Origin of the sequence: Kordia sp. SMS9 (assembly GCF_003352465.1) — a bacterium.
Taxonomy (GTDB): domain Bacteria; phylum Bacteroidota; class Bacteroidia; order Flavobacteriales; family Flavobacteriaceae; genus Kordia.
In genome coordinates, this window is sequence record NZ_CP031153.1 from 689,645 (window position 1) to 712,965 (window position 23,321).

The following is a 23,321-nucleotide window of genomic DNA, read 5'->3' on the forward strand; positions in this document are numbered from 1 at the left end:
ATGCGCCTTTCGGATTTGCTCAGCGTAATTTAAAACAGAAAAGATCAAAGCATACAAAACGCTTCAATCTTTTAATCATTCAATCAAACTACACCAACTGCAACAAATCTTCAATCGTGTTTTGACCTTTGTCTTTGTTATACCAAACTTGCAACTCTTTTTTGAATTCTGGTGTTAACTTTCCGTGTGCTGCTTTGTAATCATTTACCAATTTTGTGGCTTTTGTCGGTCGTGGTCCCCAATCACCTAACACATTTCCAGAAGTATTATCAATTGCAATTAACTTCGGAATGGACTTTCCACCATTGGTTAAAAATTCATTCATCAAGGCTTCGTTTTCATCGCGCAACACAACTTTTAAAGTAATATTGTCGTTCAATTCAGCGACTTTATGAATCACAGGCATGGTTTGCGCTGCATCTCCGCACCAACTTTCAGTTAATACCAACCAAGTCACATCGCCATTATACGCTTTAATTTTCGCGATCGCTTCTTCTGATAATTTGGTAGTCTTATCCAAACGTTTCATGCGTTTATCATTCAACATGGAATAGTTGGACAACGCTTCGGTTTGCAATTCTCCTGTAGATTTCCCTTCTGCGACTAAATTTTCTACTAAGGTTCTATATTCGTTATATGAAGTTGCTTTTGCCAAGCTTTCAGCAATAATACCTTTTATATGTGTGTCTGTTGCAATCATAATCAATGTTTTTACACGTGTTCAGTCGCAGTTTTTTATAAAACTTACGGCATGCTTTTTTGTGGTTTATTTTTAGCGTTGTAAATTTACGAAACGATTTATGCTCTTTGCGTAACGTTTGTTACAAATTGTAATTTAAAACTCAAAAAATGATACTAACCGATAAAAAACGTTGTACTTGGTGTGGAAATGATCCGTTGTATGTTGCGTATCACGATGAAGAATGGGGCGTTCCTGTATATGACGACGAACGATTGTTTGAGTTTTTAATTTTAGAAACGTTTCAAGCTGGTTTGAGTTGGATTACCATTCTGCGGAAGCGTGAAAATTTCCGAAAAGCTTTTGACAATTTCGATTATAAAAAGATTGCGAAATACAATGAAAAAAAGTTCCAAAGTTTGTTGGAAGATGCAGGAATCATTCGAAATAAATTAAAAATAAAAGCCACTATTACCAACGCACAAGCCTTTATGAAAGTGCAAGAAGAATATGGAAGTTTTGCTACGTATATTTGGCAATTTACAGATGGTAAACCGATTCAGAATGCCTTCAAAACCATGAAAGAAGTGCCCGCTACTACGGAACTTTCAGACAAGTTGAGCAAAGATTTAAAGAAAAAAGGCTTTAAGTTTATTGGTTCTACAACCATTTATGCGCACATGCAAGCTACAGGAATGGTGAACGATCATACAACCGATTGTTTTCGGTATGATGAATTAAAAAATTTGTGATGAAATATTACGTTGTACTCTTATTTTTGACGTTTTCGTTGTGTGGCAACGCACAGCAATCGTATAAATATGAAAAGGAAGCACGCATTGAAAAAAAAGCTTTTCCTAAAAATGCCTTGGCTCTTTTAGAAAAAACTTTGCCTGAGAAAGTGAAAAAAGTAAAGTTTTACAAAGAAAGTGACAGCGTAAAAGTCAGTTACGAAACCAAATTAAAATTCAAAAAGCGAAAATATAGTATTGAATTTAGCGAAGAAGGCGTGTTGGAAGATGTGGAAGTGACGATTAAGAAAAAGCACATTCCACCAAAAACGTTGGAAAAATTTGAACAGTATTTAAACAATAACTATCGCAGTTTTCGCTTCAAAAAGATTCAACGTCAATACAATAATTCGACTGAGATTGATGCGGAAAGTGTTGTAGAAAACGCATTTTCAAACGATTTAAATAGTGCATTTTTATATGAAATTGTTGCCGAAGTAAAGACAGCAAAAAAACGTTATTTTATTGAAATTACCTTTACTAAAGATGGCGATGTTACCTTGGCAAGAACTATTATCCAAAGCTCGTATGATCACATCTTATATTAGAAATTGTATAGCTTTCGCGATTTTTCTCAGCTCGTTTTCTGTACGTTCTCAAAACGATTTAGTTGCTTTTTTTGAACCTTCATTTGCGGTAAATCATAAAGTGAACGACAGCTACAAGGTGAATTTCGCTACGGTTGCTAGAAATTATATGTATCGCGATGAGGAAGCGGAATTTACGATGCGACATTTACAATTAGTGCATTTTTCTACATTCAGTTTCAATTCGAATCATAGTGTGAGTGGCGGAATTATGTATCGTTTCCGAGAAAATTTTGAAGATCGCAGCAACGAATTGCGCTTTACACAACAATACAATTATGCACACCGCCCAAATATTTTACGTTTCGGTCATCGCTTGCGAACCGAACAACGCATTACCACAAACAATACGGTACATCGTTTCCGCTACCGATTCACCATTGATTTTCCGCTTTTGGGAGAAAAACTCGATATTGGCGAACCGTATTTTGTTGCGAATGTAGAATCGTTGTTAAGTGTTGTAAAAGCAAATGCGCCACAAATTGATCAACGTTTTACCTCACAAATTGGTTGGCAATGGTCAACATCCTTAAAGTTTCAAACAGGTTTGGAATATCGTTTTGAAAATTACAATCAAAGCACACAGGAAATTTTGTTTGTACTTACTTCTGTAATTTTGAAGCTTTAGTGGAGCATTCGGCTACTTGTAACCTTTTGTAATTTCGAGCTACTCATATTGTATGAAAAAAATTTTATCTTCCATTATTTGAACAATTACTACCTATATATTAATATATGTATATGGAATTTTCATAATTAATATTCTCGTACACTTACAACTTAAAAAATACATAAATCTTGAAGTTGATTCTATACTAAATATCGCTGTCACTGTAAGTGTAATTTTAGCTGCTTTCACCATCGAATTTATAATCAACCGTGTAAAAGAATTTATACTAGGAATTACTCGCGACACTACAGAGTTATAATATGGAACTACAAATACGACAAAAACACCTCACGCGGTACTTCATACGCGCCCAAACTTGCTAGATGATTGGTATGCATTTGGCAATCTATAATTTGACAGCCTTCCGCTTTGAGCTTTCTTACCAAGTGAATAAAACCATATTTACTCGCGTTGCTTTCACGTGCAAACATACTTTCTCCACAAAATATATGTCCCAAATTGACACCGTATGCACCACCGACTAATTTTTCGCCGCGCCAAACTTCTACAGAAGTGATATAGCCCATTTTAAACAATTCAATATACGCCTCTTCCATTTCGTTGGTAATCCATGTATCTTCTTGTCCTGGACGATACATGAGCGCACAAGCACGAATTACTTGTTCAAAAGCGGTGTTGTACGTTACAGAAAATGTTTCTTTTCGCAATAGTTGTTTCATGCTTTTAGACACGCGTAAGTCTTCTGGAAATAACACCATTCGCGGATCGGGTGACCACCAAATAATAGGTTCATCTTCACTATACCAAGGGAAAATTCCATTGCGATACGCCAGTAATAAACGTTCAGGCTTCAAATCGCCACCAATCGCCAAAATACCTTCGGGTGATGTTTCTGAAACTGGCGGAAAACCTATTTTATCTGTTAAAAAATACATCAATTTGTTATTTTCTGGGCTTTTATATAAGAAAATGAAAGGTAATACTTTGATTTTTAGTATTTTTTCGCCAATTTTGTAACTAGTCTTGACGCATCTAAACATTTATTTTTCATCATTGCTTTTTGAATTAGTGTTGAAAGACTAAAGCCTAAAACCACAATATTAAGTCCCGTTTCTGCGGGACTTTTTTTATAGCAGTAATAATCCTAACACATATACTGCAATTCCTACCGCCATTAAAATAATAGTATACGGTAATATTTCTTTCGCTTTTAAGCGTGTAATTCCCAATAAAGGCAATGCCCAAAACGGTTGTAACATGTTGGTAATTTGATCACCGTACGACAACGCCATGACTGCTTTTGGCAACGGAACACCCAATTCGATGGCAGATTGAATAACGATTGGTCCTTGCACTGCCCATTGTCCGCCACCACTTGGCACAAACACATTGACCAAACCTGCGCTGAAAAACGTGTAGATTGGCAAGGTTGTTTCGTTGGCAACAGCTACAAAACTATCCGAAATCATTCCGACCATTCCTGAACTTTTCATAATGCCCATAATGCCAAAATACAACGGAAATTGAATTAAAATTCCCGAAGTTCCTTTAATAGCTTCTTCTACAGCATTGAGAAAACTTTTAAAATTTCCATGCAGGACAATTGCCAAGCCTAGCATGAAAAAATTGAGCATGTTCGGTGAAATTTTTATATTGGAAAGTGAACTTAAATTTTTTGCATATTGTATAAAAAACACAACCAAAAGCAACACACCAAACGAAATGGCAACCATGGAAGAATGGTCTAACTTTTCAGCGCCTTCAATTGTTTCTTTATTTTTTCTGTCGAATTGATACGTTGGCAAATTCAATTTTGAAGGCGATGCTTTTTTCGCAAGTACACTTAATACAAATGGAATCAACACGAGTAAAATTCCAAATAAAAGTAAATTCCACCAACTAAAAATTGTGCTGCTCGACGTGATCACTTCTGGAACTTGTCCATACTGATCTACGGTTAACACTCCATTCATCATCTCCAGCAAATGTCCTTGTTCTGCAACTTTTGAAGGTGCTGAACCACTGATACCACCATGCCAAACCATCAAACCAACATACCCTGCCGCGCCTACCAACGGATAATTGATGGGAATGTTCTGTTCTTGCGCGCGTTCGCCAACTTTTCTTGCTAAGATCGCACCGAAAATCAAACCCAATCCCCAATTGAAAAATGCCACAATCATCGTCGTAACGCTAACCAAAACAACTGCATTTGTGGTATTTGTGACCGATTTTGTGAGCAATACAATCAGTGAATTCATCGGTTTACTCAATACCAATACATGTCCTAATACGAGAATCAGCATCATTTGATAGGCAAACACCAACAAGCCAGAATTCCAAATTCCGTCTTCCCAAAACGATAGCACTTGCACAAAATGAGCTACGGTAGAAGCTTCTGTTGGACGTGTAAAAAACGTTGCCAACACAATCGTCAACAACGTTAACAATACCGCAATGGTAAATGGAGAAGGCAAGTAACGCTGAAATATGGTTTCAATAGTTTTGGTAATGCGCATGGTTGATTTTTGCGTGAATTTACGAAAATGTTTGTTTTTCTTTCGATTCGTTGATTCGTTAATTTGTGGATTTGTTAATGATTTATTCGAATTCAAGTTCAGATTCAAGTTCAACTTCACACCTTTTCGCTCTTTAAATAAATTTTAAAAAACATTAAATCATTTTTTCTGTTGATTTTGACTTGTATTATTGTTAGTTTTAAACAATGACTTTTAATAAGCAATCTAAAAAGAAAACGTATGCTAAAGAAAATTTACGATTTTAAAAATTTTAAAGGCGATTTCACGGGCGGACTCGTCGCTGGTGTAGTCGCTTTACCATTAGCACTAGCGTTCGGAGTACAGTCGGGAATGGGCGCCACTGCTGGTTTATATGGTGCCATAGCTGTTGGTATTTTCGCTGCGCTTTTCGGTGGAACAGAAACTCAAGCTAGTGGTCCAACAGGTCCGATGACCGTAGTTTCGGCAGCATTAGTTGCGGTTGCTATTCAAATGAACGGAAGTCTTGATGGCGGAATGAGCATTATTTTAGCAACGTTTCTTTTAGGCGGATTGTTTCAAGTAATTTTTGGGTTTTTAAACATTGCGAGTTACGTAAAATACTTTCCCTATCCTGTCATCTCTGGATTTATGAGCGGCGTTGGATTGATTATTGTCATTTTACAAATATTTCCCTTTGCGGGAATGGGTGCTTCAAAATCTACCATCGCGGTGCTTCAAAATTTTCCAAGTTTGTTTACCGATGCCAATTTGTATGCGCTGATGTTAGGTGCAATTACGATTGTGGTGTATTTTGTTTTTCCTAAAATTACAAAAGCGATTCCGAGTGCGTTAGTTGCGTTGATTGTAGCAACACTGATTGCGTATTTTATGAAATTAGATGTGCCTTTGATTGGTGAAATTCCTTCGGGATTGCCTTCTTTTCAATTAGGAAATATTTTGACAATTGATGCAAGCGCGTATGCTACTATTTTAGAATACGCCGTGGTGTTAGCCGTTTTAGGAAGTATTGATTCGTTATTGACTTCCGTGATTGCGGATAACATGACCAAAACCAAACATAATAGCAATCGCGAATTGATTGGGCAAGGAATTGGAAATATGATTGCGGCTGCCATTGGGGGAATTCCGGGTGCAGGAGCAACCAAAGGAACTGTGGTAAATATCAACGCTGGTGGAAAAACGAGAGTTTCTGGTGTATTACACGGACTGTTTTTATTAGCAGTTTTACTCGGATTGGGACAATTAGCGGCACACATTCCGTTGTGTGTATTGGCTGGTTTGTTAATTCCGATCGGATTTAAGATTGTCGATTTTAAAGGGTTAAAACATTTATTAAAAGTTCCCAGAGCGGATGCTGTCGTACTTATTTTAGTATTGTTGATTACCACGTTTGGAAGCTTAATTCAAGCGGTAGGCATCGGAATTGCCTTGGCGTGTTTGTTATTTATGAAGAAATCAGGTGATATTAGTGAAAAAGGCTTGGAGGTTGGAAACGTAAACGACATTGATGGAGAAAAACCTTGGCAAGATGAAATCGAATTTTATGATGCATATAAAGATAAAGTGATCATTAAGCACTTGTACGGACCGTTATTTTTTGGGTTTACGTCGTATTTTAAAGATCAAATTAATTTGTTGCCAGAAGACATAAAAGCAGTAATTTTTAGAATGGACAGAGTGCCGTATATGGATCAATCTGGTTTGTATACGTTAGAAGATATCATTTTTGATTTACGTGCTAAAAACATTGAAGTCATCCTTATTGGGCTGCAAGAACAACCGCGTGATATGCTCACAGACGTAGATATCATTCCTGATTTGGTTCCAGAAGCAGACTTGTTTGCTACCATTGATGAAAGTTTTGGGTATTTGAAGCGGAAGTTGAAGGGAACAGAAAAAGCGAGTTAGAATTTAGAGATAATACAATAAAAAAAGCCTGTAATCATAAAATTACAGGCTTTTGGGGTTTAGGAAATGTAATCATCTCTATATTAACTAATATTCAGTAGAGTCACTATAACGAAATTAATTTGTTAGCAATCACATATTTAAAAATTATTAATTAGATTTCGATTTTGATTAAATTTATATATGTAGTAGGTAAAAATAATCTTACCTTTATTGTAATTCTTAAAATTCTAATTTTATAGAAATTTAAAAAACTTGTTAATTGATGTAATATGTCACTTGAAAAACTTCTTGATAAACGAATATTTGGAAATGAAGCAGGCGGGGATGAGTCTCCAGATATGCTAAAAGAATATTTTATTTTTAAAGATGAATTTGAAGACTTTTTTGATTCCCAAAATAAATTTATGTGTGTAAGATCTAAGAAAGGAATGGGAAAGTCGACGCTTTTACAAATGAGCCGTTATAAAAGTGAAACTCAAGATAATGTTTTTACCTCTATATTTATTGAAGGGCATGAACTCGAAACTAATGGTGATTTTTCTAATTTGAATCCTAATAAATATATAAGTATTTGGCAACAGCGAATATGTTCACATATAAATAATGAAATCTCTAATAATATAGGTTTTACTTTTGATCAAGACGAGAAAGACATTATGACGAATTCTGAAATTCAAGGATTTAAAAAAAGAAATTTTTTTGAATCCTTACTAAAAAGATTTGAATTTAAGGTAAAAGGCAATAGTATATCTTTAAATGACCAAATTAATGCAAATAATAAATCTTTATTAGAGAGAATTTCTAAAAAGAAATCTAGATTGATATGGGTATTCATAGATGATATAGATGCCACATTTTTAAATCAAAGTAAAGACAAATTAATAGTTTCTACGTTTTATTCTGCTTGTAGATATTTGGTAAGAGACATAGAAGGACTTGTATTAAGAGTCTCCTCAAGGACTAATGTTTGGACTATCATTAAACATTTTGATGAAGCCTTGGATAAATGTGAGCAATATATGATAGATATTCTTTGGGAGAAGAATGATTTTAAGTTACTAATAAGAAATAAAATTTATGCTTACATTAAAATTAATTATCCCCATAAAATAAAAAATATTGGGAAACACGATGATGAAGTTTTAAAATTTGTTTTTAAACATCCTTTTATGCTAAATATTAAGGATATCAGAAAGGTTCAAGAATTAGGAGGAAGTGATAAACTACTTAAAAAACTAAATAGCATGCATGGAAGAATGTATCATTCTTTTTCTGTTTTGAAAAGAACTTTAGAAGAAAGACTCACAGAAAGTGAATTAAAGATTTACGGAGATATTGCACTTAGAAATTTCCATAATAAACCTGTAGTATTAATTCGTGGAAAATATGGGTTTCTTGAAAATAATTTATTTGAATTTAGTAATAGAAGGCCTCGATGGGCTGTCCAATTATGCTATCTATCAGCAAAGAATGCAAAAAAAAGACAAGTTCTAAAAATTGCATCTATAGATATAGATCAAGCTCTTCCTGAGTTTAGTAAAATTAGGTTGGCTGATCTCTATAAAGAACATAATCATCAGTTTGACAAACTTCAAAATCTAATAGAAAGTTTTAATTATGTAAATTCTAAATTTTACACCCATAGTTTGGCAGATTACTTGAAAAAAAACTTTGTCAGTAAACATGGAATGCCTAAAATAGATGGAATAGAAGCTGAAAGGCTAATTGATATAATTGAATTTTTATATCGCATCGATTTCATCCAAAAAGTTGAATTTCAAAATGATGATAACAATACTAATAGATACATCTATTTCGAAAAAAGTCCAAATGAAGTTTCAAAAATACAATATCAAGAAAATAATAGCTTCTGCTGGTCAATAAATAAGACTTACCACCATGCCTTGAATGTAAAAAAGAATAGTAAGATTCAATAAAATAATAATGTAATATAACATTTATTATAATTAAAAGCAAACTAGAGAGAATAGTTTGCTTTTATGTACTAGTCTAATCTGATAAGCTCAAAACTACAACCCCTTAAGCCGTAATCAAGTGTACTTTTAAAATACAATTACGGATTAAAAAGGCAAATCGTCATGATCTTCCTCTTTCAAGTCGTTTACTGGCTCAAACGCGTCTGCTGGTGGCACTGGCGGCATTCCTGCTGGCGGTTGTTGCTGTAAGTTTTCAATTCGCCATCCCTGAATGGAGTTGAAATATTTGGTTTCTCCTTGTGGATTTACCCATTCGCGTCCACGTAAGTTGATGCTAATTTTTACAGCTTGTCCTACTTGAAAATTATTCAATAAGTCTGTTTTATCTTGTACAAATTCCACCATAATGTGTTGTGGATATTGCTCTTCTGTTGTTACCACAATTTCACGCTTTCTAAATCCGTTGTTTCCGAATGTTTGCGTTTCTCCGATCATTTTTACTTTTCCCTGTACTTCCATGTTATTTATTTTACTAATAAGATTTTCCAAGCAGTTTCGACATCTCCTTTTTCAAGGAATTCCTTTGCTGCTTTATGATTTGTTTCTATGTTTTCTGAAATTTCGATTTCAGTATGTTGTGTAAATTCTTGTATTTCTTCCCCAGTTGGTAATTTTTCTACATTTCCTAAAATTCCCAGATCATTTCCTGTCAACACCTTGCTATTTCTGATTTCGGCAGGAATTTGGTCTACACCAATTCCCAAGGTTGCAATGGGTTTTGGAATTTCAAAAAATCCGTCACGCGCTCTGCTGTAAAAGCTTCCTCCTGCTCTGGCAACCAAATCAATTTTGTAATGATCAATCGTGCCGCGATCGTTCAAAACCTCATCATGAATGTGTATTTTTACCACTTCACAAATGATTAGGTTTCCTGCACCGCCTTCATTTCCAAGATGAATTACTTCTTTGACTTTACATTCAAATTGGGCTGGCGATTCTGCCACACGAAACGGTTTTACTTTTTCCGAAGGCAACATCGTCAATCCGGCTTTTTCAAACTCATTCACGCCTGCTGCATATTCCGTACTGCTCAACGACATTTGTTGTACAATTGCGTGATTGACCACATTGATCACCACTTCTTTTGTTGCCAATACATTTTCAAGCGTATGCTTTATGGTATTATTACGAACTCTTCGCGCAGGCGAAAAAATCATAATGGGCGGATTCGAACTAAAGACATTAAAAAAGCTATACGGAGACAAATTTGGATTTCCTTCCGCATCCATCGTGCTTGCAAAGGCAATCGGTCTTGGCGCGACAGCACCCAACAAATACCCATGCAATTTGGCGGTTGGAATTTCTTTTGGGTCTAATGATAGCATTTTCAAGTTTTAGAGCCACAAAATTACTATAAAAAAGCGGAGCATACAATAATAGTTATCAACGCAAAACCTATGTTTTTAACAACTTTATTTTGGATACTGCGCTGTTCTATTGTGTTGATCTTCAAAAGTCCCATACGATCACAATAAAACTGCTTCTTTTCGTTTATATTAGTGGTTTCAAAGTATAATTGATGATTTTAAAGAATAGACCTGTTTTAATTCGTTGGATATTGATTCTCGCTTCGTTTGCGATTGTATCTGGAATTTTATGGAATACGTATATTTTCTTTCAAGAATTTAAAGAAGATGAACGTGCTAAAATGGAGATTTGGGTTAGAGCCTTTAAATCAATCAATGCAGGAGAAGATTTACTTTTGGCGGGAGATATCATTGCTACAGAGAATTCTAATCCAAGAATTATTAAAATAGACAAAGGAGGTTTTGAAACATTAAATATTGATGAAGAAAAGGCTAATGACTCTATTTATATACAAAGAAAAATAGTTCAATTTGGAAAAGAAAATAACCCGATAACTGTTAGATATTTTGACGAAAGTTTAAAAAAAGAGGTCAAAATTGGAACACTCTATTACGGAAATTCTGAAACGTTAAATAAACTCAAATATTATCCGCTGGCACTGTTATTAATTATCTTTTTATTTGGTGCGGTTGCGTATTTCTTTTTTAGTGCGTCCAAAGCTTCTGAACAGAATAAATTGTGGGCAGGAATGGCAAAAGAAACTGCCCATCAAATTGGAACGCCACTTTCCTCTTTAGTCGGTTGGGCAGAAATTTTGAAGACCGAAAATATAGATCCGGAGTATGTTAAAGAGATTGAAAAAGATATTGATCGCTTGCAAACGATTACAGAACGTTTCTCCAAAATTGGCTCGATTCCAAAGTTAGAACGCTTAGATATTGTGCAAGAAACGAAGGATTCCTACGATTATTTGCTTTCGCGAACGTCCAAATTGGTGCATTTTAGCTTTGATGCGCCCAAAACACCTTTGTATAGCGAGATTAATCCGCAATTGTATAGCTGGACAATTGAGAACATGGTAAAAAATGCCATTGATGCTATGAAAGGAAAAGGCGATTTGAAACTAGAAATTACCTCTGCAGATAGTTTTGTAAAAATACTGATTACAGATAACGGAAAAGGCATTCCGAAACGAAATTTTAAAAAAGTGTTTCAACCTGGATTTACAAGCAAAAAACGCGGTTGGGGATTGGGTTTATCGCTCGCTAAACGTATTGTTGAGAATTATCACAACGGAAAAGTGAAAGTATTAAAGTCAGAACTTGGCAAAGGCACTACGATGCAGATTTTGTTGAAAATGGTAGTTTAGACACGCTTAACATCGACAAGCTCAGCACAAGCGCTTTAGGTGTTAGACTTGTTGGATACGTCTTTGCGAGAAGCATAGCAACGTGGCAATCTGTTTCTTTAGTAATAGCATTTTTTGTGGATTTGTTTTTTTGCTGTTTTCGAATACAATCAATAGAATCCTCAAATTCACTTTGAAACTTCTCAATACTCACTTCTCAATACTAACTAAAGTTCCGCACGAATTTTAGCTGCCACTTCTTCAAACGCTTCTGGGGTAAGTTTCTCTTTGTTTGCAAAATCCATACTTTCCATATTGTGCAATGGAATTAAGTGTACATGTGTATGCGGCACTTCCAACCCAATGACAGAAATACCAACGCGCAAGCAAGGAATGGCTTTTTCAATGGCGATTCCTACTTTTCTAGAAAATTGCATCAGTCCCATATAGGTTTCTTCAGAGAGATCAAAAATTTTATCCACTTCTACTTTTGGCACACACAACGTATGTCCGACAGCATTGGGATTAATGTCTAAAAACGCATAATAGTGTTCATCTTCTGCGATTTTGTAGGATGGAATTTCTCCATGGATGATTTTGGTAAAGATTGATGCCATAACTGAAATTTGTATGTTGGTAAGATAAAAAAGTTCTGTCTATTAAATGAACTCGTTAACACTTTTTTAATTTGTTGACAATACAAACGATTTCTATATACAAAATCCTTTCTTAACAGGTAAAAAAGGACGTTGTATTGTTTATTTTGAAGAATATTAGTTTCGTGTAATTTCTAACACTTCAAACTTCATAATTCCGTTTGGCACTTGCACATCCGCAATTTCTCCTACTGATTTTCCTAACAAACCTTTTCCAATTGGAGACGTTACGGAGATTTTCCCAGCAGCCAAATCTGCTTCACTTTCCGCCACCAATGTATAGGTCATTTCCATGCCATTGACGGTATTTTTGATTCGAACCGTAGAAAGCACCAATACTTTTGAAGTATCTAATTGACTTTCATCAATGACTCTCGCTGTCGATAAAACCGTTTCCATTTTGGAAATCCGCATTTCTAACAATCCTTGCGCTTCTTTGGCAGCGTCGTATTCTGCATTTTCACTCAAATCGCCCTTATCTCTCGCATCAGCAATTGCTTGAGAAGCTTTGGGTCTTTCTACATTTTTTAAATGCTCTAAGTCTTCTCTTAATTTTTTTAGTCCTTCTGCTGTATAATAAGATACTTTACTCATAATTTCTTCGTTTTCTATATGTTCATAGATATTGCTTTGCTTCATACAATGAGACAAACATGTATTATATAACGCAAAAAAAATCCCATTGGAACACGGGATTTGTAATACAAATATAATAAAATATTTAAAGTCCTTGTCTATGTTTCGTTTTTAAAAAAATGATTTACGTAAATTGCAGAACTTATTAAATTTTAAATAGATGAAACGATTTTTGATGATTTGTGGTGCCGTGGTATGCTTACTTTCGTGCAGTTCTGATGATGGTGTTGTAAATAATAATCCTTTTATTCCGAATGCTTTGGTGCAGTTTCAGATCAATCTGAACTTACCACAATTTGACAATTTGCGCTTTGCAGGAGGTTCTACTTATATTTCAAATGGCGGTGGCGTTCGCGGCTTTTTTGTGTTTAATTTGTCTGGAGATCAATTCTTTGCTTGGGAAGCGAGTTGTCCAAATCATGTGCCAAATAATTGCTCTACCATGGATATTCAAGGAGTTTTGGCAACGTGTTCTTGTGAAGATTACGAATATAGTTTGGCCAATGGTCAATTATTGAATCCTGTGGAAGGTATGGACAGTTATCCAATGGTTAATTACCGTGCTACAAAATCTAACGATGTGGTCACAATTTCTAATAATTAGGGTGTTTGGTTACAAAAAAAGCGACTCTTTCGAATCGCTCTTTATAAAGTAATATAGATTTTTACTTTAGAATCGTAAGGTCATTCCAACCAAGAAGTTTCTAGTCGCTTGCGGGTAAAATCCTGCGCCTTCAACAGTTGTTACGGTTCCTGGAGTTGTAAAATCGTCATCAAATGTGAAGAAGTATCCGTTCGACACATATTCTACGTTAAAGATATTATTGATCAATCCTGTAAAGATAATTGACTCACAAAAAGCATTCATTTTTATTTCGTATACGAAGTTTAAGTCATTCGTAAAATAACTGTCTAAGCGTGAAACTTCCGAGTCAATATTCTCCATAAATTGCTCGCCTACATATTTAGACAATAACGACACTTGAAAATTATGAAGTGGCGTATACGTGATACTGTTTCCTGCAATAAAATCTGGCGAAAATGAAATATTTGTATTTCCTAAGTTGACCAAACTTCCATCTTGTGAAGCAATAAAATCTATGTTTTTGTTGGTACTAATTGCCATGTTTGGACGTACCGAAAGTTTATCACTTACTTGAAAAGCAGCATCAATTTCCAATCCTAAACGGTAACTTTTTCCACTGTTCGTACGCAATGGTGCACCAACATCATCCAAAGCGCCTGTAAGCACCAATTGATCGTTGTATAACATGTAATATGCATTGGTGTTGATGGTGAATTTTTCACCGTTCCAACGCCAACCCAATTCAAAATCGTCCAATTGTTCAGGTTTTACTTCGCTGTTGTTTTCAAAATCGTTTCTGTTGGGTTCTCTGTTTGCTCTTGCATACGAGAAATATAAGCTATTATTGTCGTTAAGTCTGTAATTAATCCCAGCTTTCGGATTGAAAAATGTATAATTTTCATCAATATTAAAAGGAGCTTGATCTGACGTTAATCCAGAAGTTTTATAGGTTACGTTTCGCAATTGTACATCGCCAAACAAACTTACTTTATCGTTCACACGAATGGTGGCTTTTGTAAAGAAACTCAAATCGTTTTTCTTTCCGTTTCCTTCGTAATACCGATCTCTTATTTCGCTATTGCTTGCAAAACGCGCCCAGATGACTTCTCCAAAATGATCTCCATCATACATTCCTAAGAACGCACCAAAATCCATGTCTAAATTGTTCTTTTTATAGTTTGCATTCGCGTTGATTACGTAAAAATCATTGTCTAACCAGCGTCTGCGAATTAAGTCAGTTTCATTAACTACAGCACCATCAACTGTAATTTCTTCAAAACCATATTCATCAAAAGGTTCGTCTTCTTTGTATTGTTCAAAATAGCCTCTTCCTTGTGTATAATTTAATCCTAAATTGGTTGTCCAGTGTTCTGAAATTTTCTCATTCCAATGAAATTGATAATGATCTTGGCGATAGTTATCTACTTCATTATCGTAAAAACGCACGTTTCCGTTTTCGTCTGTAAACTGTCCCGAAGGATTGAAGGTTCTATTGGTTTCAAGGGTTTGTCTATCAATTCCATTCCAAGCTTGATACGTAATTTCATGTCCACCAAACGCCAAAGCTTTAATCAACGTGGTTTCCGTTACATACGAACCTTGTAAAAAGTACGCGCTTAAGTCCGAAGAGGCACGATCAATATAACCGTCCGATTTAATTTTTGACAAACGTCCTGCCAATTCGAAATTCTTACCTAATTTTCCTGTGCTGAATTTCACCGTATGCTTTCTCGTATTAAAGCTTCCGAAAGAGTTTGAGATTTCTCCATTGGCTTCTTCCGAAACTGCATCGGTTAGCAAACTTAAACTTGCACCAAAAGCGCCAGAACCGTTAGTTGATGTTCCAACTCCACGTTGCAACTGAATGCTTTGGGTAGAAGACGCTAAATCGGGCATGTTTACCCAAAACGTTCCTTGACTTTCTGCATCGTTGTATGGAATTCCGTTAATCGTCACATTGACACGTGTAGCATCGCTACCACGCACACGGATTCCTGTATAGCCAACACCAGCTCCTGCATCCGAAGTCGTTACAACAGATGGCATAAAGTTCATTAAAACTGGAATGTCTTGTCCCAAATTGCGTTCTTCAATTTCTTCTTTTTCTAGGTTGGAATAGGTAATTGGTGAATCGGCATTGACACGAACCGCCGAAATTAACACAGCATCCAACACTTCTTGCGAGCTCGACAGTGTAAAATTGAGCACGGTGTCTTCTGCAACAGAAACTTTTTTCGTCACCGATTTCATTCCCACAAAAGAACAGACAACTTCCAAATCTCCTTTTGGAACACGCAAAGCATATTTTCCATCAGAATCTGTAGTGGAACCAAAAGAAGCTCCTTTTAGTGATAAGGTAGCACCGAGTAACGGTGCTCCTTTTGTATCAGAAACGGTTCCTGATAAGGTAACATTTTGCGCTTGCATATTGACTGACAGCACAAAAAGGCATAAAAAAGCGAATAAATTCTTCATATTCGTAATACGTTTTGTTACGAATAAAAGGGGTAATTATTCTTGATTAAATTAATACATGATTTTGATAGACTATGACTATCGGCATACCAAACTGCACTAAACAATTTAGTTTGTCCCTTGGCAGCATTACCTGCCCAGGTTCATTGGGTATAATCTCAGCGTTTTGAATGTGATTCAAATTGCACCCCTTTGAGATGCTGCAAAAATAATTTAGTTTTTTGAATTTCGAACTATTTTTTTCGATTATTTAGCACGCTGATTTTATGAATTTGAAGCACCAAAACAAGGTGTCAGTGTTTTTTACGACTACAAAATGAGCACATTTAATTTCAAAACAAAAAAACGTTTACACCATAAAAAAACAAAAATTTCAAAAAAGACTTTGCCTAAAGGCTAGAAAAATTTATTTGAAAAACTTTGGTGCCAAGAATGATTGTAGGGTATTATTCTTGGTGTTTTTTATGTAAGAAATTTGCTTTTTTAACAAAGAAACAGCCTTCAAATTAGTAACTTTAAGTTCTAACCAAAAAACTTAATGATCATGAAAAAACAAAATTTTCAGAAGAAGTTAGCCTTGAAGGCAACCAAAATTTCAAAATTAACCGCTATTTATGGTGGAAATGTAAATGTAAATGAGCCGATACGCTTTACAAGGAATCCGTGTATTATTTCGGATGTTGATACGTGTAAAACGGTGACGGAACCCATCAAATTGACAGAAGCACTTTATTGCACACATACGATAGGAAATGGACAAAATCCGGATGGAACTCCATGTACGGTTTGATTGTTGATTTAAAAAAATAGTCAAGCAAAACTTGTTTGAAAAACTTTTACACCAAGAAGGATTGTAGAGAATTGTTCTTGGTGTTTTTTTGGATTACATCGAAAGTCAAAGATAGATTCCTGCCTTCGCAGAAATACAAAATCCTACTTTATTTGATGCGTAGGTTTTAGCAAGTCGTTGATGGTTTTTACAGGATTGAACGTTACTAACGGAACTTCCACAAAGATTGTATTCCAAAACGCCATGCCGCCATTCCAAAGTCCTGGCAATTCCAACGCTTTTATTTTTTTACCACTTTTCGATTTGGACGCGATAAAGTATGATTTGCGATCTACGAATTTTGTGAGATCGTATTTGTTGCCTTGATAATCTTTGACACCACAAACAATATCCACAGGATTAAAATGTGTCGCCAATTTTTGAATCCCTTGATGATACTCGTTCTTTCTGTCAATTTGTGCCGATTCTACAATTTGAAGCGATACCGAACCATTTTCGTGTTTTACCCAAAACGGTCCTCCGCCAGGTTCGCCTTCATTTTTTACCATGCCACACACACGAATGGGGCGATTCAGTTTATCAATAAGGTATTCTACTTGATATTTTTGCGAGTATTTTTCAAATTCCTCGCTGATTTGAATATTTAGTTTTGTGTACAGGAAGTTTAAAATGGTATGAAGTTCTTCGGTAGAAACGCCATTGTGCAACATTTTCATAAATTCAAATGCTTTTTGTTGTAGTGCGATCAGTTTTCCTGCTAAGATTTTTTTGTAACGCGATATTTCTTCCGAATAGGTATTTACCACAACATTGTCAATGTTTTTGATGAAGATTAAATCAGCATCAATTGCATTCAAATTTTCAATCAACGCGCCATGTCCGCCAGGGCGAAATACCAAGTTTCCTGCCGCATCTAAAATCAGTCTATTTTTTTGATCTACCGCCACAGTGTCCGTTTCTTCTAGCTGATAGGAATAGGATATTTCAAAATTGCATCCTGTTTTTTCTTTGATTTGCGGAAGAATCTGCTCTTCGGTTGCTTTAAATTTATCGTAATGTTGTTTGGAAATGGTAAAGTGTAATTTGGCTTTTCCATCGTTACACGCATAACTTGCTGCTTCAAATAAGTGTTCTTGAAATGGCGTAGATAGATGACTTTTGTATTTGTGAAAAGGCAATAATCCTTTTGGGTAGTTTCCGTAGTTTAAGCCAGTTTCTGCTAGTAATGTATGTACAAAATCACGATTGAACTCGTCTGGTTTTTTGATGCGATCTAGCTCCGTTTTATGCATCACTTTTAATACCTCTTTGTAGAAAGGAAACTTTTCCAAGCCGATGAAGAACAATCGAATTTCTGGTTCTTTTTCTTTGTTGATATATGAATTGATCGACTCTTTTTGCGGATTGTAGTTTTCGAGAAATTTATATAAAAACTTAAACATCCGTGTTGCAGCTCCAGAAGCAGGTGTAAATTTTACGATTTCTAAAAAATTGCGTTCTTTTTGATAGCTATTAATACACCTATCTTCTTCGTGTTCCGTAAGTTTTAAAATTCCTCTTTCTCTACTTGCATGTTCGGTAATATCCGCATACGGAATCTTTTTTTCAAACTTGTGCAACTGTTCTTCCACTTGCGGTAGTGTCAGTCCTTTTGCTTCAATTTGTTCGATATGTTTGTTTGAAAATCTCAATGGTTTTCTAGCAATTTGTCTATTGTTTTCACGGCTTTTTGAAAACGAGTTTCGAGGTCACCTTTCAACAACAGGTAGGGTTGGTTATAGATTTGTAAGGTTCGCTGAAACTCCAAAAAGGCTGCTTCTCTTGTTTGAGGCAAATCTCTGATTCCGTCAGCTTCCCAAGGTGTATCAATATAAGTTAAAAAATAGAAAGTTGCCGTACTTTTTTCCACATATTTTTCTAAGGTTTTGCTTTTAAACTCAGGATAATAGATTCGTGCATACGTCAACGTTTCTAAAATATCTGTATCGCAAATTAGCAACAAATGTTCCGAAGCTTGACATTCCAAACGCAATTGTCCTTTGGCAATGGGAATGACATCATTTGATGTTAGTTTTTCGCCTTTTTGCTGTTTTTCTACCGCGTATATTCGCGCATATTCGGGTACATACGCAGCGTTGTAATGCGTTGCTAATTGTTGGGCAAGTGTTGTTTTTCCTGTAGATTCAGGACCAAAAATTACGATTTTGATTCGACTTCCACTTTGGTATTTAGTATTTTTCTCCATGCGATGTATCCAAAGATGGCTAAAATTAAGAAAATTGTGAATTGTATTGCCGTAAATCCAAGTCCTTTTACAAAATATAAAGGTATGGAGATGATGTTTCCAAAAATCCAAAACATCCAATTTTCGATTTTTTTATTCGCCATGAGCCACATTCCTGAAAAGAAAACGCCTGTGGTAAAGATATCTAAATAGGGTGTAATTGTTCTAATTTCTTCAATAGATCCAAAACTAGAGAAGAATAGGTCGATGGTTTCTGGCACATTTAAATGTACATCTATTTTCTCCACTTGAACGTATACAACGTATGTAAACGCTGCGGTAAATAGGAAAATGGCAAGCGTGATGAGTTTCTGCAAAAAATTAGTCCGCGATATTTCCAATTTGACATCTTCCCGAACGCGCGTCCACATGTACCAACCGTACACACTCATAATTGAGTAATACACATTGATAATCATATCGCCGTACAATATGAACTTATAGCAGATATAAATGTAAATAATGGTGCTGATAATTCCTGTAGGATATACCCAAATTTTTTCTTGCTTGGCAAACCAAACGCTGGCAATTCCGAAACCTGCGGCAAGGATTTCCAATAACACATCAAACCAATATGCGCCTTGGTACGGTTCTAGTAAAAAATCAAAAAACTGGCTCATAGTTGCTTCGGTCTGATTTTACAATTTTCATTGTTAATAGAATGTTTTCTTCGTTTTCAAAGGCTGTTTTCACTTCGGTAGTCAATAGTTTCATAATTCCGTCATACTCACCATAAATTTGCGTACTTAGTGGATTTTCCAACACGGTATATTCAGAAGCTCGCAATTTTTTGATAAAGTTGATAATCGGTGTTTCAAAATCATCTTGTAATGGTGTGAGTGTGAGTTCTACTGAGATGTTCATTTTTTCTTTTGTTGATTCGTTTATTCGTTAATTTGTTTTTTGGCACTGAGCCTGTCGAAGTGCTTTTTGTTTATTCGTTTATTCGTTTATTCGAAAATACTTTTTTATTTAAAATTTAGCATTTTACATTGATAGTTTCATAGTACTTCTCGATACAATTTTCTGCATTTCGACAAGCTCAATGACAGAAAATCACTCGAAGTGACGTTTATGATTCTCTTTTTTAGATTTTTCTCTGATTGTAATTTAAAATTCAACATTTCGACTTCGCTCAATGTAATACATTTAGCATTCGGTTATTCAAAAATTGTTATTTAGCTTGAAACGTTTCAATACTCAATACTAATATCGCATTACTAACTTTTCAATTCTACTAAAAAGTCTTCATTTTCTTCAAAAGCCGTTCCGATGACAACCAAATCTGCGCCCGCTTCATATATTTCGTTTAGTTGTTTTTTGGAGCGAATGCCGCCGCCAACAATTAATGGAATTTGCAATTTGCTTGATACTTCTTGTATAATTTCAGCAGCTACCATTTTTTTTGCGCCACTTCCCGCTTCTAAATAAATGAGTTGTTTCCCTGAAAATTGTCCTGCCAAGGCTGTGTGCAAAATAGCTTCAACATTGTGTTGTGAGATTGGCAAGGTTTCACTCACACGCTGTACAGCAGTTTTTATGCCTCCATCTATGAGAATGTATCCTGTTGGAATGATTTCTAAGTTGGTGTGCATTAATTTTTCTACCGATTGCACTTGTTGTTCAATTAAATATTTCGGATTTCGTCCAGAAAGTAACGACAAAAATAAAATTCCGTCTGCGGCTTCTGTGATTTGCTCGTGACTTCCAGGAAAAATCAACACAGGCAATGTTGTATGTTGTTTGATGGTTTTTACGACCATTTCCATCTTTTTTTCTGCATCGGTGCTTCCGCCTACAAATACATGTGTAATGATGGATTGCTGTACTTTTTTGAAAAATTCAGGAATATGATCGACGCCCATTTTGTCAGGATCAATCAAAACCGCCAATAGTTTTTGATTGTCTTTTTTCGCTTGAATGATATGTGCGTACATCGTTTGCATCATGATCTATGAACGATTTTCTTCTAATGCAAACACACAGGTAAATCCTTCAAATTCTAAAAAATCGAGTGCGTACCGTGCGGTTTCGTTTCCGTAGTATACATTTCCTTTGGTGTGAGAAACATCCATAGAAAAATCATCAATATCAATATGTTTTAAAAAGCTCAATCCTTTTTCAGAATATACTTTATAGATAGATTCTTTTCCGCCCCAAACAATTGTCAATTTGCGCACTAATGCTTCATGATTGGCTAAGGTTCGGTATTCGTACAATGGTGTAAATTTATGTGCAATGCGAACAATTTTGTCACGTTGCATTTCAATGTCAATTCCCACAGGAATGCTTTTACTTACGATGATTGCTGAAAATTGAAACGAATGCGTGATGGAAATATGCTTTCCGTCTTTTAGATGTGGTTTGCCTTTGTCGTCGTAAAATAAATCAAAATCGGTATAGCCAAATTGTGCCAATAAGTGACGAACGCTTAAAAAGCCGCGTTGGTGAATTTCGGAGCGCATTCCGTCCAATCGTTGCTGACAGTGATTTGTGAGTTGCATATCACGATTTAATTCTTCAAAAGACTCTTCTATCTTCCAAATCAGCACTTTAGTATCATTATTTACTGTTATAGTTTTGTAAAGAGCCATTATATTAAAAACTTATTTAGTACCTTTGCACTCGCAAACTTTTAACCGCTGCTATTGTACGGTAAAGTTGTGCAGCGAATTTAAACATATTTTAGGTCACAAACCATAATTATTCAAACATAAAAAAAGAAAAAGTATGAGCACAAAATCAGTTCCTTACGTAGCTTATAAAGTTAAAGATATTTCTTTAGCAGCATGGGGAAGAAAAGAGATCGAGTTAGCCGAAGCTGAAATGCCAGGACTCATGAGTCTTCGTGAAGAATATAAGGATGAGCAACCGTTAAAAGGTGCTAGAATTGCAGGTTGTTTGCACATGACCATCCAAACTGCAGTTTTAATTGAGACATTACAGGCATTAGGAGCAGAAGTTACTTGGAGTTCTTGTAACATCTTCTCTACACAAGATCAAGCGGCGGCGGCAATTGCTGAAGCTGGAATTCCTGTGTATGCTTGGAAAGGAATGAATGAAGAAGAATTTGATTGGTGTATTGAGCAAACGTTATTCTTTGGAGAAGATCGCAAACCATTGAATATGATTTTAGATGATGGTGGCGATTTAACAAATATGGTTTTAGATCGGTACCCAGAATTGGTAGATGGCATCAACGGATTGTCTGAAGAAACTACTACGGGAGTTCACAGATTATACGAGCGTATGAAAAATGGTACATTGCCAATGCCTGCGATCAACATTAACGACTCTGTAACAAAGTCTAAGTTTGATAACAAGTACGGATGTAGAGAAAGTGCTGTAGATGCAATTCGTAGAGCTACAGACGTAATGTTGGCTGGAAAAAGAGTAGTTGTTTGTGGATACGGAGACGTTGGAAAAGGTACTGCAGCTTCTTTTAAAGGTGCAGGTTCTATTGTAACGGTTACGGAAATTGATCCAATTTGTGCATTACAAGCAGCCATGGACGGTTTTGAGGTAAAGAAATTAATGAACGTTGTTGGAAATGCTGATATCGTAATTACAACCACAGGAAATAAAGACATCGTTACTGGAGCGCATTTTGAAGCAATGAAAGATAAAACGATTGTATGTAACATTGGACACTTCGATAACGAAATCGCGGTGGCTTGGTTAAATGACAATCACGGAAACACAAAAGTTGAAATCAAACCACAAGTTGATAAGTATACCATCAACGGAAAAGACATCATCTTATTAGCAGAAGGTCGTTTGGTAAACTTAGGTTGTGCAACAGGTCACCCAAGTTTTGTAATGAGTAATTCATTTACAAACCAAACGTTGGCACAAATTGAACTTTGGAACAATGCTGATAATTACAAAAATGAAGTATACATGTTGCCAAAACATTTGGATGAAAAAGTAGCACGTTTGCACTTAGCAAAAATTGGAGTGGAATTGGAAGAACTTTCTACTGAACAAGCTGAGTACATTGGTGTAACGGTTGAAGGACCATTCAAGCCAGAATACTACAGATACTAAGAATCTATTTTATATATATGAAAGCCTTTTGTCAGATGATGAAAGGCTTTCTTTTTTTCTTATATTTAAACAA

Annotated in this window: 23 protein-coding genes; 9 read left to right on the top strand and 14 right to left on the bottom strand. The window is 35.5% G+C overall.

The annotated features are described in order from the left end of the window. Positions 1–88: 88 nt before the first annotated feature. Complete coding sequence (locus KORDIASMS9_RS03140; RefSeq protein ID WP_114901442.1) at positions 89–700, bottom strand: thioredoxin family protein; 612 nt, start codon at positions 698–700, stop codon at positions 89–91. Between the two features lie 149 nt (positions 701–849). Here KORDIASMS9_RS03140 and KORDIASMS9_RS03145 point away from each other — a divergent pair, with 149 nt between their 5' ends. Genes KORDIASMS9_RS03145 through KORDIASMS9_RS03155 form a run of 3 tightly spaced genes read left to right on the top strand, consistent with a single transcriptional unit; the run spans position 850 to position 2,685 of the window. Beyond that, positions 850–1,431, top strand: coding sequence for a DNA-3-methyladenine glycosylase I (locus tag KORDIASMS9_RS03145; protein WP_114901443.1), 582 nt, complete (start codon positions 850–852; stop codon positions 1,429–1,431). Then, complete coding sequence (locus KORDIASMS9_RS03150; protein ID WP_114901444.1) at positions 1,431–2,018, top strand: hypothetical protein; 588 nt, start codon at positions 1,431–1,433, stop codon at positions 2,016–2,018. Before KORDIASMS9_RS03145 ends, KORDIASMS9_RS03150 begins: the two co-directional genes overlap by 1 nt. Beyond that, positions 1,999–2,685: a DUF2490 domain-containing protein gene (locus KORDIASMS9_RS03155; protein ID WP_114901445.1), complete on the top strand. Its 687-nt coding sequence runs from the start codon at positions 1,999–2,001 to the stop codon at positions 2,683–2,685. Before KORDIASMS9_RS03150 ends, KORDIASMS9_RS03155 begins: the two co-directional genes overlap by 20 nt. Before the next feature lie 308 nt (positions 2,686–2,993). Here KORDIASMS9_RS03155 and aat read toward each other — a convergent pair whose 3' ends face one another. Both aat and KORDIASMS9_RS03165 read right to left on the bottom strand, forming a co-directional pair. Then, positions 2,994–3,623 carry a leucyl/phenylalanyl-tRNA--protein transferase gene (gene aat, locus KORDIASMS9_RS03160; protein ID WP_114905126.1) on the bottom strand — a complete coding sequence of 210 codons (630 nt, stop codon included), beginning with the start codon at positions 3,621–3,623 and terminating at the stop codon, positions 2,994–2,996. A 192-nt stretch (positions 3,624–3,815) separates the two neighbouring features. Beyond that, positions 3,816–5,207, bottom strand: coding sequence for a short-chain fatty acid transporter (locus tag KORDIASMS9_RS03165; protein WP_114905127.1), 1,392 nt, complete (start codon positions 5,205–5,207; stop codon positions 3,816–3,818). 240 nt (positions 5,208–5,447) lie between these two features. Between KORDIASMS9_RS03165 and KORDIASMS9_RS03170 the strand changes: the two genes are divergently transcribed. Both KORDIASMS9_RS03170 and KORDIASMS9_RS03175 read left to right on the top strand, forming a co-directional pair. After that, positions 5,448–7,118: a SulP family inorganic anion transporter gene (locus tag KORDIASMS9_RS03170; RefSeq protein WP_114901446.1), complete on the top strand. Its 1,671-nt coding sequence runs from the start codon at positions 5,448–5,450 to the stop codon at positions 7,116–7,118. Positions 7,119–7,390: 272 nt separating this feature from the next. Next, on the top strand, positions 7,391–9,058 hold the full coding sequence (locus KORDIASMS9_RS03175) for a P-loop ATPase, Sll1717 family (protein WP_114901447.1): 1,668 nt from the start codon (positions 7,391–7,393) through the stop codon (positions 9,056–9,058). Positions 9,059–9,202: 144 nt separating this feature from the next. Here KORDIASMS9_RS03175 and KORDIASMS9_RS03180 read toward each other — a convergent pair whose 3' ends face one another. Both KORDIASMS9_RS03180 and KORDIASMS9_RS03185 read right to left on the bottom strand, forming a co-directional pair. After that, positions 9,203–9,577, bottom strand: coding sequence for a DUF3127 domain-containing protein (locus tag KORDIASMS9_RS03180; protein ID WP_114905128.1), 375 nt, complete (start codon positions 9,575–9,577; stop codon positions 9,203–9,205). 5 nt (positions 9,578–9,582) lie between these two features. Next, positions 9,583–10,443, bottom strand: coding sequence for a flavin reductase family protein (locus tag KORDIASMS9_RS03185; RefSeq protein WP_114901448.1), 861 nt, complete (start codon positions 10,441–10,443; stop codon positions 9,583–9,585). 194 nt (positions 10,444–10,637) lie between these two features. Between KORDIASMS9_RS03185 and KORDIASMS9_RS03190 the strand changes: the two genes are divergently transcribed. Further along, on the top strand, positions 10,638–11,795 hold the full coding sequence (locus tag KORDIASMS9_RS03190; protein ID WP_114901449.1) for a PAS domain-containing sensor histidine kinase: 1,158 nt from the start codon (positions 10,638–10,640) through the stop codon (positions 11,793–11,795). Positions 11,796–12,001: 206 nt separating this feature from the next. Here KORDIASMS9_RS03190 and KORDIASMS9_RS03195 read toward each other — a convergent pair whose 3' ends face one another. Then, positions 12,002–12,391, bottom strand: a complete 390-nt coding sequence (locus KORDIASMS9_RS03195; protein ID WP_114901450.1) for an HIT family protein — start codon at positions 12,389–12,391, stop codon at positions 12,002–12,004. Positions 12,392–12,547: 156 nt separating this feature from the next. Next, entirely contained in the window at positions 12,548–13,024 is a 477-nt protein-coding gene (gene greA / locus KORDIASMS9_RS03200; protein WP_114905129.1) for a transcription elongation factor GreA, read from the bottom strand. Between the two features lie 202 nt (positions 13,025–13,226). Here greA and KORDIASMS9_RS03205 point away from each other — a divergent pair, with 202 nt between their 5' ends. Further along, positions 13,227–13,670, top strand: coding sequence for a hypothetical protein (locus tag KORDIASMS9_RS03205; RefSeq protein WP_114901451.1), 444 nt, complete (start codon positions 13,227–13,229; stop codon positions 13,668–13,670). Between the two features lie 66 nt (positions 13,671–13,736). On the opposite strand, the gene KORDIASMS9_RS03210 is transcribed toward KORDIASMS9_RS03205, so the two are convergent. Next, the gene (locus tag KORDIASMS9_RS03210; RefSeq protein ID WP_114901452.1) at positions 13,737–16,127 is read right to left on the bottom strand and encodes a TonB-dependent receptor; all 2,391 of its coding nucleotides are present in this window, start codon (positions 16,125–16,127) and stop codon (positions 13,737–13,739) included. Between the two features lie 544 nt (positions 16,128–16,671). Between KORDIASMS9_RS03210 and KORDIASMS9_RS03215 the strand changes: the two genes are divergently transcribed. Then, entirely contained in the window at positions 16,672–16,917 is a 246-nt protein-coding gene (locus tag KORDIASMS9_RS03215) for a hypothetical protein (RefSeq protein ID WP_162819740.1), read from the top strand. A gap of 143 nt (positions 16,918–17,060) precedes the next feature. On the opposite strand, the gene KORDIASMS9_RS03220 is transcribed toward KORDIASMS9_RS03215, so the two are convergent. The 6 genes from KORDIASMS9_RS03220 to KORDIASMS9_RS03245 form a co-directional block, all read right to left on the bottom strand. Continuing rightward, positions 17,061–18,608, bottom strand: a complete 1,548-nt coding sequence (locus KORDIASMS9_RS03220) for a DUF4301 family protein (protein WP_114901454.1) — start codon at positions 18,606–18,608, stop codon at positions 17,061–17,063. Continuing rightward, positions 18,605–19,162: an AAA family ATPase gene (locus KORDIASMS9_RS03225; RefSeq protein WP_114901455.1), complete on the bottom strand. Its 558-nt coding sequence runs from the start codon at positions 19,160–19,162 to the stop codon at positions 18,605–18,607. The genes KORDIASMS9_RS03220 and KORDIASMS9_RS03225 overlap by 4 nt, the downstream gene beginning before the upstream one ends. Beyond that, positions 19,114–19,821, bottom strand: a complete 708-nt coding sequence (pnuC, locus tag KORDIASMS9_RS03230) for a nicotinamide riboside transporter PnuC (protein ID WP_114901456.1) — start codon at positions 19,819–19,821, stop codon at positions 19,114–19,116. The genes KORDIASMS9_RS03225 and pnuC overlap by 49 nt, the downstream gene beginning before the upstream one ends. Continuing rightward, positions 19,805–20,065: a hypothetical protein gene (locus KORDIASMS9_RS03235; RefSeq protein WP_114901457.1), complete on the bottom strand. Its 261-nt coding sequence runs from the start codon at positions 20,063–20,065 to the stop codon at positions 19,805–19,807. The genes pnuC and KORDIASMS9_RS03235 overlap by 17 nt, the downstream gene beginning before the upstream one ends. Before the next feature lie 356 nt (positions 20,066–20,421). Beyond that, complete coding sequence (locus KORDIASMS9_RS03240) at positions 20,422–21,147, bottom strand: geranylgeranylglyceryl/heptaprenylglyceryl phosphate synthase (RefSeq protein ID WP_371412768.1); 726 nt, start codon at positions 21,145–21,147, stop codon at positions 20,422–20,424. A gap of 6 nt (positions 21,148–21,153) precedes the next feature. Further along, positions 21,154–21,795: a 4'-phosphopantetheinyl transferase superfamily protein gene (locus KORDIASMS9_RS03245; protein ID WP_114901459.1), complete on the bottom strand. Its 642-nt coding sequence runs from the start codon at positions 21,793–21,795 to the stop codon at positions 21,154–21,156. Positions 21,796–21,931: 136 nt separating this feature from the next. On the opposite strand from KORDIASMS9_RS03245, the gene ahcY reads away from it, so the two are divergent. Further along, on the top strand, positions 21,932–23,248 hold the full coding sequence (gene ahcY / locus KORDIASMS9_RS03250; RefSeq protein WP_114901460.1) for an adenosylhomocysteinase: 1,317 nt from the start codon (positions 21,932–21,934) through the stop codon (positions 23,246–23,248). Positions 23,249–23,321: the final 73 nt, after the last annotated feature.

Bases quoted from the DNA above. Each gene is read 5' to 3' on its own strand.
- KORDIASMS9_RS03140 (WP_114901442.1), bottom strand. From the start codon at position 700: ATGATTGCAACAGACACACATATAAAAGGTATTATTGCTGAAAGCTTG.
- KORDIASMS9_RS03145 (WP_114901443.1), top strand. From the start codon at position 850: ATGATACTAACCGATAAAAAACGTTGTACTTGGTGTGGAAATGATCCG.
- KORDIASMS9_RS03150 (WP_114901444.1), top strand. From the start codon at position 1,431: ATGAAATATTACGTTGTACTCTTATTTTTGACGTTTTCGTTGTGTGGC.
- KORDIASMS9_RS03155 (WP_114901445.1), top strand. From the start codon at position 1,999: ATGATCACATCTTATATTAGAAATTGTATAGCTTTCGCGATTTTTCTC.
- aat (WP_114905126.1), bottom strand. From the start codon at position 3,623: ATGTATTTTTTAACAGATAAAATAGGTTTTCCGCCAGTTTCAGAAACA.
- KORDIASMS9_RS03165 (WP_114905127.1), bottom strand. From the start codon at position 5,207: ATGCGCATTACCAAAACTATTGAAACCATATTTCAGCGTTACTTGCCT.
- KORDIASMS9_RS03170 (WP_114901446.1), top strand. From the start codon at position 5,448: ATGCTAAAGAAAATTTACGATTTTAAAAATTTTAAAGGCGATTTCACG.
- KORDIASMS9_RS03175 (WP_114901447.1), top strand. From the start codon at position 7,391: ATGTCACTTGAAAAACTTCTTGATAAACGAATATTTGGAAATGAAGCA.
- KORDIASMS9_RS03180 (WP_114905128.1), bottom strand. From the start codon at position 9,577: ATGGAAGTACAGGGAAAAGTAAAAATGATCGGAGAAACGCAAACATTC.
- KORDIASMS9_RS03185 (WP_114901448.1), bottom strand. From the start codon at position 10,443: ATGCTATCATTAGACCCAAAAGAAATTCCAACCGCCAAATTGCATGGG.
- KORDIASMS9_RS03190 (WP_114901449.1), top strand. From the start codon at position 10,638: ATGATTTTAAAGAATAGACCTGTTTTAATTCGTTGGATATTGATTCTC.
- KORDIASMS9_RS03195 (WP_114901450.1), bottom strand. From the start codon at position 12,391: ATGGCATCAATCTTTACCAAAATCATCCATGGAGAAATTCCATCCTAC.
- greA (WP_114905129.1), bottom strand. From the start codon at position 13,024: ATGAGTAAAGTATCTTATTATACAGCAGAAGGACTAAAAAAATTAAGA.
- KORDIASMS9_RS03205 (WP_114901451.1), top strand. From the start codon at position 13,227: ATGAAACGATTTTTGATGATTTGTGGTGCCGTGGTATGCTTACTTTCG.
- KORDIASMS9_RS03210 (WP_114901452.1), bottom strand. From the start codon at position 16,127: ATGAAGAATTTATTCGCTTTTTTATGCCTTTTTGTGCTGTCAGTCAAT.
- KORDIASMS9_RS03215 (WP_162819740.1), top strand. From the start codon at position 16,672: ATGAAAAAACAAAATTTTCAGAAGAAGTTAGCCTTGAAGGCAACCAAA.
- KORDIASMS9_RS03225 (WP_114901455.1), bottom strand. From the start codon at position 19,162: ATGGAGAAAAATACTAAATACCAAAGTGGAAGTCGAATCAAAATCGTA.
- pnuC (WP_114901456.1), bottom strand. From the start codon at position 19,821: ATGAGCCAGTTTTTTGATTTTTTACTAGAACCGTACCAAGGCGCATAT.
- KORDIASMS9_RS03235 (WP_114901457.1), bottom strand. From the start codon at position 20,065: ATGAACATCTCAGTAGAACTCACACTCACACCATTACAAGATGATTTT.
- KORDIASMS9_RS03240 (WP_371412768.1), bottom strand. From the start codon at position 21,147: ATGCAAACGATGTACGCACATATCATTCAAGCGAAAAAAGACAATCAA.
- KORDIASMS9_RS03245 (WP_114901459.1), bottom strand. From the start codon at position 21,795: ATGGCTCTTTACAAAACTATAACAGTAAATAATGATACTAAAGTGCTG.
- ahcY (WP_114901460.1), top strand. From the start codon at position 21,932: ATGAGCACAAAATCAGTTCCTTACGTAGCTTATAAAGTTAAAGATATT.